Raw genomic sequence first — 8,169 nt, forward strand, 5'->3', positions numbered from 1 at the left:
TTGTATAGAACATCGGAGGGTCGATTAATTAATGCCGATGTTAACGGAGCTTATAATATTTTGAGAAAAGCAATCCCAAATGCCTTCAGCGATGGGATAGGGAGCTGCGTAGCTCAGCCGAGGCGGGTTAATCCGCTCGAAGTAAAAGTGAAAGGGGAGGGACTTGAAGCCTCCTATGTCATGTAATAGATGACTATACTTTTACCAGCTATGGATTACAATTACCGACAGGCGATCGCCCTCGTGGAACAATCCGATCAACTTGTTAACAAAGCTACGGCTGCGGCAGATTTTGAATATGGCGACACGAAAGTAAAACAAGCTCAAAAACACCTCGATGCTTTGCCGGTGTGGTTCCTCGGCTACTATCCAAAAACTTATTGCTCTTTTTCCGGCTGCACTTGGCGCTTTACAGTAGATGAATTTCAAGCAGCCCGCAAAAATATCGGGCGGATGGATGCTCAAATTTTTCAGCAAAAAAATGCTTTTACTGAGTTAGATAGAGTCGAAGAAACTCTCAACGCCGCGAAACAGCAGTACCAGCAAGCGAAAACTGCCGCCGATAGGCAAAAAGCGACTGGAAATTGGCAAAGTGCGATCGATCGACTCAATCAAATTCCCGCCGAAACCCTCGCCGGAGAAACTGCTAAGAAAAAACTCCAAGCAGCAGAAAGAGATTTTCAAGCAATGGGAGGAATCGCCACAGGTTCGGTACACGCCGACAACTTAATTGAAGCAGCCAAAGAATTTGCTCTTTCCGCCGCCGTCGCCTCGCAAAAACCGCCGCATCCAGCCGCCCAGTGGGAACAAATAGCAGGATTGTGGGAAGAAGGAATTAACCGACTGAAAATGGTTCCTGTGGATAATCCGGGCTATCTCGACGCTCAAACCAAACTCGCCCAATACCAGAAAAATTTAGGAATTTCCCAGATTAGACTCCAAGCAGAAAGAGATTCTGAAAAAGCTTTGCAAGAAGCTAAAAGCTTGTTTGCCAACTTGCAAAATAATGTAAATTCTCCCAGTCAAAATCCCAGTAACTCCCTCGGACAATTGCAACAGATTATCAATCAATTAGAATCTGTCAAACCTGGGACAACTGTTTATCCAGAATCTCAAAAATGGCTGCAATCTGCTCGAAAAAAACAGCAAGAATGGCAAAAGAAATAAAGTGTATTAGTCACAAACCTCGATCGCAATACCGCCAAATTTCCCTTCCTCGGCCCAACACTTGACCCCTTCAATATAGCAAAGGTGGCTGGGATACTCTTCTTTAGTATCCGCTACAATCGCCTCAAAACCGCCATTGAAGTCGTTAAAAAATTGTACCTTGCGCCCTTGACTGTCACAGGCTTTGCTACAGCAAGTCGAACATACTAGACGGGGATATCGATCCCAATATGGCGATGGGATGGAACAGATGGGACAGGGCTTAAATTGTCGATCGCTCATAAAAAGATGCAATTAAAAAATATATCGATTACCAAGTCGGATCGACATACAGATTAATTGTAACTTGCTTTTTCCCCGAAGGTATGCCGGAAATACAAGCACAAATCGCCTCCCCGTCATCAATTTCTACTTCGCAAGCGTGACAAGAACCCATCATACAACCAGTAGGAATAGAAACCCCTGCACGTTTGGCTACATCTAGCAAAAGCTCTCCCGCTTCAGCTTCCACTGTCACATTATCTGGCAAAAAAACAATCTTTGTCATGCAATTTTTCCTTTTGATATAATACCATTTTTACCAAGTTTCGCTCCGAAAAAGTTTGAGGTTTATTGATACTAATTATCAAGCACAGGTGCGTCGCTGTGAGATTTTTGGTACTTAGTTAGGTTTTTTCATGGCGACGCACCCTACGACTTTTGATGGGAATTATCAAGCTTTTTTATGGATACGCACCCTACGACTTTCTGGTTAAAAAAAATGTCATTCAAATTATAACCTCCGCTCTAACAAACAACTGTCAACTGTCAACTGTCAATTGTCAACTGTCAACTAACCTAAAATATGCTTGATATCTAAATGCTTTTCCACTGTATCTGCTAGAGTTTCTAACAGAGTTTCTCGATGTTCTCGGTAATTCGGAATACCTGTGGGCAATGCGCGGAGTCCCCGCTGTTGGCGCAAGTAATTTAACCAAGCCCGCCGCCAAGCTCCGTTATCAAATATGCCGTGCAGGTACGTCCCCCAAACTGATTGAGAAGCGTTGACAATGCCTAAACTAGGATCGTCAAATAACGGTTGAGTCAAATCTGACTCGATCATTTGGGTTCTGCCTTGATGAATTTCGTAACCGGAAACGGGTAAACCCGGTTGAGGATAGTTAGATGTTACGATCCGCTGGCGGGCAATTTTGTTTGGTGCGATCGCAGTTTTCAAAGGCAATAACCCCAATCCTTTGAACTCTCCCTTTTCTCCCTCAAGGCCTTCTCTATCGCTGATACTTTCTCCCAGCATCTGAAAGCCACCACAAACTCCCATGACTGTACCGCCAGCTACTAAGTAATTTTTAATCGCTTCTGCCATACCTGTTTGGCGCAGCACCTGCAAATCTGAAATTGTAGTTTTAGAGCCTGGTAAAATCACGGCGTCTGGATGGCCTAACGGGTCTTTGGGGCTGACATATTTGACTGTGACGGTAGTTTCCGACTCCAGGGGGTCAAAGTCGGTAAAATTGGAAATTCGGGGCAGGCGGATGACGGAAATATTCAAGTCGGTTTGAGAATTGGGAGAACGCCGATCGAGTAAATCGAGGGAATCTTCCGAGGGAAACACTTCGTCTATCCAAGGAATTACCCCAACTACGGGGATTCCAGTCCTTTCTTCCAGCCAAGTCAAGCCCGGATCTAAGATTGATTTTTGGCCTCGGAACTTATTAATAATGAATCCTTTAATTAAAGCGCGCTCGTCAGGATCGAGCAATTCCAAAGTACCGATAATGTGAGCAAAAGCGCCACCGCGATCGATATCAACTACTAGCAAAGTCCGAGCATTCAGATGTTTTGCTACCCGCATATTAGTTAAATCGCGGTGTTTGAGATTGATTTCTGCTGGACTTCCGGCTCCTTCGCACACAATCATGTCAAATTCTTGCTTGAGAAATTCTAAAGATTCCCGAATAGCTTGCCAGCCGATATCAAAATACTGTTCATAATATTGAGATGCTCGCACATTTGCGATCGCCCGGCCCTTGACAATCAATTGAGAAGTCATATCTCCTTGCGGCTTGAGCAAAATCGGATTCATTTCTACCCAAGGTGCGATGCCCGCAGCCCAAGCTTGCACTGCTTGAGCATAGCCAATCTCTCCGCCGGCGGCTGTGACATAGGAATTCAGTGCCATATTTTGACCTTTAAACGGAGTTACCCGCCAGCCTCGCCGAGAAAAGATTCGACACAATGCTGCAACCAGTAAAGATTTTCCTGCGTGAGATGTTGTTCCCACGACCATAATTGCTTTCATATTAATAAGTAAGAATGTAAAAACAGTTGACAGTTGACGGTTGACGGTTGATAGTTGACAGTTGACAGTTGACAGAAGCAACAACGAACCAGGAACCAGGAAAAATTTTAAATTTAGGATTTATAGCTTACAAAATTTGACCAAATAAATGGTTTTTTTATTGGCTCTAGGGGTGACAACGAATAGGTTTTGAAGGAAAACCACATTTGTCGCCACCCGCACCTAAGTCCTAAAAGGAAGACGGAAGAAGGTAGAAGACAGAATTAAAAAAATTCTGGTTTCTACCTTTTGCTTTTTGCCTCAAGATGACGGCCGATCTTCGCCGGATACATTCTCAGAATTGGATTCAGTGGCCCTTTTGGCAGGTGCGGCTAAATCGGGTTGTGATCCGTCAGAAGAGGGTTTTTCTTCTGTGGATTCGATCGAGATTGTTGATACTGAAACCGTTTCTACCTGAACGCTCAACCCTGCTTCTCCCGGTACTTCTATCTCTACAGGCGGTGCTGAAACGATTTCCACCACAGTCATTTCTAGAGATACAGCAAGGGTTTCTGCTTCCGTTACGCCTGCTGCTGCTTTGGGTTCACCAACCGCATCCGCAGGTGTTTCTTGAGCCAACGGATCTGTTTGGCTTTGTGCCGGCGATCCGTCGTCTAAAATCGAACTTTCCCCTATTTTGGCAGAATTCGCCGCGGTTTCTGTTGCTATCAACTCGGCCATTGCTTCAACATCGGTGGGAAACGGCACTGCTTGGCTGGTTTCCGCAGCAGTGTTGCTGGTTTCGGCTGCCACTTCGGCGGCAGCCTCGGCTAATTCTGATTCGAGAATCTGGTCGATATCCGATGCAGGAATTGTCGTTACCTTAGATTCAGGAGATTCAGGTGCGATCGACTCCTCTGCTACTTTCGGCGTTGTCACCGGAGTATTTGCATCAGGCTTGTTTTTAGCTGCACCCCGTCCCAACATACCGCCGAGACTATTTTTGAGATTGCCAAACAGACTTCCGAAACCGCCTGATTTTTTAGCTGTTTTGGCAGGAGTTGGGTTTGCCTTTGGGGCTGCGGTTGCTGTCGCCGTTGGGGCTGCCGAAGTAGCATCAGACTGGGACTCTTTAGCTCTCGCCCTCCACATCTGGTCAAAATCGTCAAAATCGTCATCATCTTCAGTCTGCTTTTTGGCTTCTGGCTGAGCCTCTGCTGGCTCTACCGTTGGTGTGGCCGCAATTTCTGAAAATTCTAGAGGTGGGGGCAAAGGAGTGAAGTTGCTGGCTAATTCTGCTGGGGCTGGTGAAGTCTCAGGAAGAGCGTTTTCAACCGAAAACACGGGTATTTGTGTAATTGCGGGTGCGCTCTTGTCGGGAGTTTTTAAGTCAGGGCCGATCGCACTTTCGGGAATAATCTCAGCGATTGGCCCAGTCGCCGGTTGTGCTTCTACCTTAGCCTGGCCCTGATTCGCAGGTGCTGGAACAGCATCAGCTTTCGGTTTGGGCGATCGAACAAACTTCGGTTTTTTGGCTGCGGGTTCAGGTTTCTTACCAAACAAACCGGATAAAGGCCCGCCCATCGCCCCGGCCAAATTCGCCGCCTGAGGAATCGGCGTTTGCTGAGCGATCGGCGTCACCTGCCGGCGCAAAGTCAGAGTTTCCCACGCAAACCAGCCTAGCAGAGCCACACCCGCCATTTGACCAAGCAGGAGAGCACCCGTAATTCGCCCCGCACAAGTCCATAAAATTAACGCATAAAAAAGTCCTACCCCGCTCCAGGTAAAATCACTTTTCCGGTGAACCTCTGGAAAAAAGAAGGCCGCCATGTAAATACTAAAGCTGCCCAGACCGACCGCCAACGCCAGAATGTATGCAAGCATCTTGTCGGTACCTCCGCTGTGTCAAATAACTTCTACGCGCTAATTCTACCTTTGTGAGACACTCAACGGCTTCTTTCTCAAGGACAATTCCCGATTTGGAAGGAAGTTCGGCAAAGAATTTTGTACCGGATGTAACGGATTTAAAGGATTTAACGGTAGAAGTCAGAGGAAAGAAGCAAAAAGGAAGAAAGAAGAAGTCCCAGGAAATATTCCCTCTCACCCCCTCTCCCTCTCTCCCTCTCTCCCCTTCTCCCCCTCTCTCCCCTTCTCCCCTCTCCTCGATCGTGATATCTATCACTTAAGTATGTTGGTACGATCGCACCTGCCGTAGACGATGTTTTGTATGTTGTAGGTGTAAAAGAAGTTATGCCTTAGGGCATATGTATTGGAGACAATGCCATGTTTGAAAAACTGTTTTTAGCAGCGAGCTTAACCTTATTAGTTCAAATCTTTGCCGGAGTCGGCACTTCCGCGAAATTACCGGTAAATTTCGTATGGCGATCGAGCGATCGTCCGACACAAATCCAGAAACTGCCCCTGGTTACAGTACCTGCGAGCTTCAAGTCAAACGTCGAATCCTAACGATCCGTGCCAGATAATACGTGCAAGTGGGATTTATCGCAAGGCAGAGCCTGTCTAATGTTTTTTTTCAAGCTGTTATCTTTTCTATTTGACCAAGATTTTCACAGGTGGTACCCGCCACGTGATTTATCCGTGGAATCAATCCCAAATCGAAAATCGAAAATCCTCTCTTCCCCCGAATTTATCCGTGGGGTAAATCTAAAATCTAAAATCTAAAATCTAAAATCGATTGACTCTTCACAACTGATCGCTTTGTAGTAAGAACTTCAGTCCTCATTAAGACCGGTTAACAATAACGGAAGTGCTTGCTACAAACCCTAAATGAATAATGAGTAGCAACTCCGATATTAATTGCCATACAATACTCAACAAATCTCAACATCAATTTGTGCAGTAAAAAGCTTCAAACCCAAAAAAATCTGTAATCCCGAGTAAAGCATCAAAATAGATCTACGATCGATCGCGCTTGGGTTAATTTTTTTTGCGATCGCACAACCAGAAAGCAATTGCACTATCTGTGTTGTACAGAGTTTTGCTTCCGGGACTATCAGATCTGAAGCGTATTGATATATAATCGCCAGATGAAGCTCAAAGCTGATAACCACATAGACTGTTAAATCAAGGAAAGTGAAAATGGGACTTAGCGATATTCTTTTGAATGAAAACAAGAGAGACACTATTGTTGATGACTGTGTAAAGTTGATAGACAAACAAGTTGCAGCAGCACCGGGATTGGGCGGCCTTGCTCTGAAAGCTGCCTACTCTACCGTTAAGGGGATACGGGCTGACTATTGCGCCCAAGTCGTCGATCAACTTTTGCCCGAAATCTCGATCGCACTCGATCCAATGTGGGCTGAAGCCGTAAACAATGGCAACCCAGTCGCATATCTGACTGAAAGAAAAGCTCAAGTAGCAGATCAATTGCTCCAAATCAGTGACAAAAAAGCCGAAAACAGCACCAGAGCAGTTGTCAAAGGCGCCTATGGCAAACTCCGCCCCTCCGCTAAGACTTACGTCGAAAACGGCATCCCAGATTTAGCCGAAATTATTAATAAACATACCGCGAGCTAATGTTGAATAGGTGGGGATTTCCCGCCAATTGAATACATCTACTCGTTACCAGCAATTCCTGGTAAAACACTCGTAGAGTGCGTCGCTGTGAAAAATCCCTAAAAAAATATCGACAATCTCATAGCGACGCACCAAACAAACATGATCAGACAAAAAAACTTATTTTGTAGCATTACTTTGAAAAACTGGTACAGCGGTTCTCAGAAAGATGAGGTACGTTGTTGGGCTTCAGCCCTCTTAGTTGATAGTTTAGTGGTTATATAAGCTGTCAATCATACCTCATGTTTTGAGAAAGGCTATATTACTTTATTAGATGCCTCAGTACAAAAATTTTCGATTCACAAAATCATCAAAACTGACGCACCATAGCATCTTAAATTGTCTTATCCATTGCCAATTACCCATTGATTCGCCGCCAATATTTTTAAAATAGCCTCTCCAGTAATGCCCAAGCCCAAAAACATTACCAACACCGCGCTAATTGCGGGCATAAATTTGACTGCTGCAATCTGTTTGGGTAGTTTATTAAAATGTTGTTTGGCGTAAACTAAGACTAAGCCGATCGCACTCAGCACCAAAGCCAATCCCAAACTAAAGGCCACCACCAGCGTCATCCCCAAACCAACATTTCCCAAAGCCGACGCGCTCAACAGCATCACCAATGCGGAAGGACAAGGCAACAATCCCCCGGAAATGCCCAACACTAACAAGCTTTTCCAAGTAATCGGAGAACCGTCCGATCCGGGTGGCAAATGTGAATGAAGACGGCCGTCTCCATGATGGTGGTAGTGCTGAGATATAGGTGGTTTGACAGGTTTAAATTCTCTTTCCCAAGTTCCCCTACTCAAAAGATTTACTGGTTCCTCAAGGTTCGTAGTAAGGACTTTAGTCCTTGGGTTTTTGTGGACTAAAGTCCTCACTACGAACCTGGTTTTTTCGATGAGGTGATTTAAGTCGATCTTGGTGCGGACTAAAGTCCTCAGTACGAACCTAGTTTTGATTCTTTCTGAAAGTAATTTGATGCCGATGATTGCTACTAATAAGCCTGAGATTAAACTGAGCCAAGGATCGAGTTTTTCTGGCTCGATTAAGGTAATTGCTCAACCCCCTTGACAAGAAGACGAGATAGACATTAGATAAAGGAATGGAAAAACTCCCCGACTTAAAACAACTATCGAACGAGGCAA

At 45.1% G+C, this 8,169-nt stretch carries 8 protein-coding genes and 1 pseudogene; 4 read left to right on the plus strand and 5 right to left on the minus strand.

Going from position 1 to position 8,169, the window contains the following annotated elements; translation table 11 throughout:
* Window positions 1-186, plus strand: a pseudogene (locus tag JGK14_RS32920) (RNA-guided endonuclease TnpB family protein); the annotation flags it as partial.
* 24 nt (window positions 187-210) lie between these two features.
* The gene (locus JGK14_RS32925) at window positions 211-1,167 is read left to right on the plus strand and encodes a hypothetical protein (RefSeq protein ID WP_325315967.1); all 957 of its coding nucleotides are present in this window, start codon (window positions 211-213) and stop codon (window positions 1,165-1,167) included.
* A 6-nt stretch (window positions 1,168-1,173) separates the two neighbouring features.
* On the opposite strand, the gene JGK14_RS32930 is transcribed toward JGK14_RS32925, so the two are convergent.
* From JGK14_RS32930 to JGK14_RS32945, 4 genes are all read right to left on the minus strand, one after another.
* Window positions 1,174-1,449 (minus strand): hypothetical protein, encoded by a 276-nt coding sequence (locus JGK14_RS32930; RefSeq protein ID WP_293185558.1) that lies wholly within the window; start codon window positions 1,447-1,449, stop codon window positions 1,174-1,176.
* A 28-nt stretch (window positions 1,450-1,477) separates the two neighbouring features.
* The gene (locus JGK14_RS32935) at window positions 1,478-1,714 is read right to left on the minus strand and encodes a 2Fe-2S iron-sulfur cluster-binding protein (RefSeq protein ID WP_293185560.1); all 237 of its coding nucleotides are present in this window, start codon (window positions 1,712-1,714) and stop codon (window positions 1,478-1,480) included.
* Between the two features lie 285 nt (window positions 1,715-1,999).
* Window positions 2,000-3,466 (minus strand): cobyric acid synthase CobQ, encoded by a 1,467-nt coding sequence (gene cobQ, locus JGK14_RS32940; protein WP_293185562.1) that lies wholly within the window; start codon window positions 3,464-3,466, stop codon window positions 2,000-2,002.
* 300 nt (window positions 3,467-3,766) lie between these two features.
* The gene (locus JGK14_RS32945) at window positions 3,767-5,329 is read right to left on the minus strand and encodes a Ycf66 family protein (protein ID WP_293198460.1); all 1,563 of its coding nucleotides are present in this window, start codon (window positions 5,327-5,329) and stop codon (window positions 3,767-3,769) included.
* 399 nt (window positions 5,330-5,728) lie between these two features.
* Between JGK14_RS32945 and JGK14_RS32950 the strand changes: the two genes are divergently transcribed.
* Both JGK14_RS32950 and JGK14_RS32955 read left to right on the plus strand, forming a co-directional pair.
* A complete protein-coding gene (locus JGK14_RS32950) occupies window positions 5,729-5,911 on the plus strand; it encodes a hypothetical protein (RefSeq protein WP_293193213.1) in 183 nt (60 codons plus the stop codon).
* Window positions 5,912-6,544: 633 nt separating this feature from the next.
* Window positions 6,545-6,982 carry a DUF6918 family protein gene (locus JGK14_RS32955; protein WP_293185569.1) on the plus strand — a complete coding sequence of 146 codons (438 nt, stop codon included), beginning with the start codon at window positions 6,545-6,547 and terminating at the stop codon, window positions 6,980-6,982.
* A gap of 383 nt (window positions 6,983-7,365) precedes the next feature.
* Here JGK14_RS32955 and JGK14_RS32960 read toward each other — a convergent pair whose 3' ends face one another.
* Complete coding sequence (locus JGK14_RS32960; RefSeq protein WP_325315968.1) at window positions 7,366-7,830, minus strand: HoxN/HupN/NixA family nickel/cobalt transporter; 465 nt, start codon at window positions 7,828-7,830, stop codon at window positions 7,366-7,368.
* Between the last annotated feature and the right edge of the window lie 339 nt (window positions 7,831-8,169).

The organism is Microcoleus sp. PH2017_28_MFU_U_A (genome assembly GCF_020738035.1).
Taxonomy (GTDB): Bacteria; Cyanobacteriota; Cyanobacteriia; order Cyanobacteriales; family Microcoleaceae; genus Microcoleus.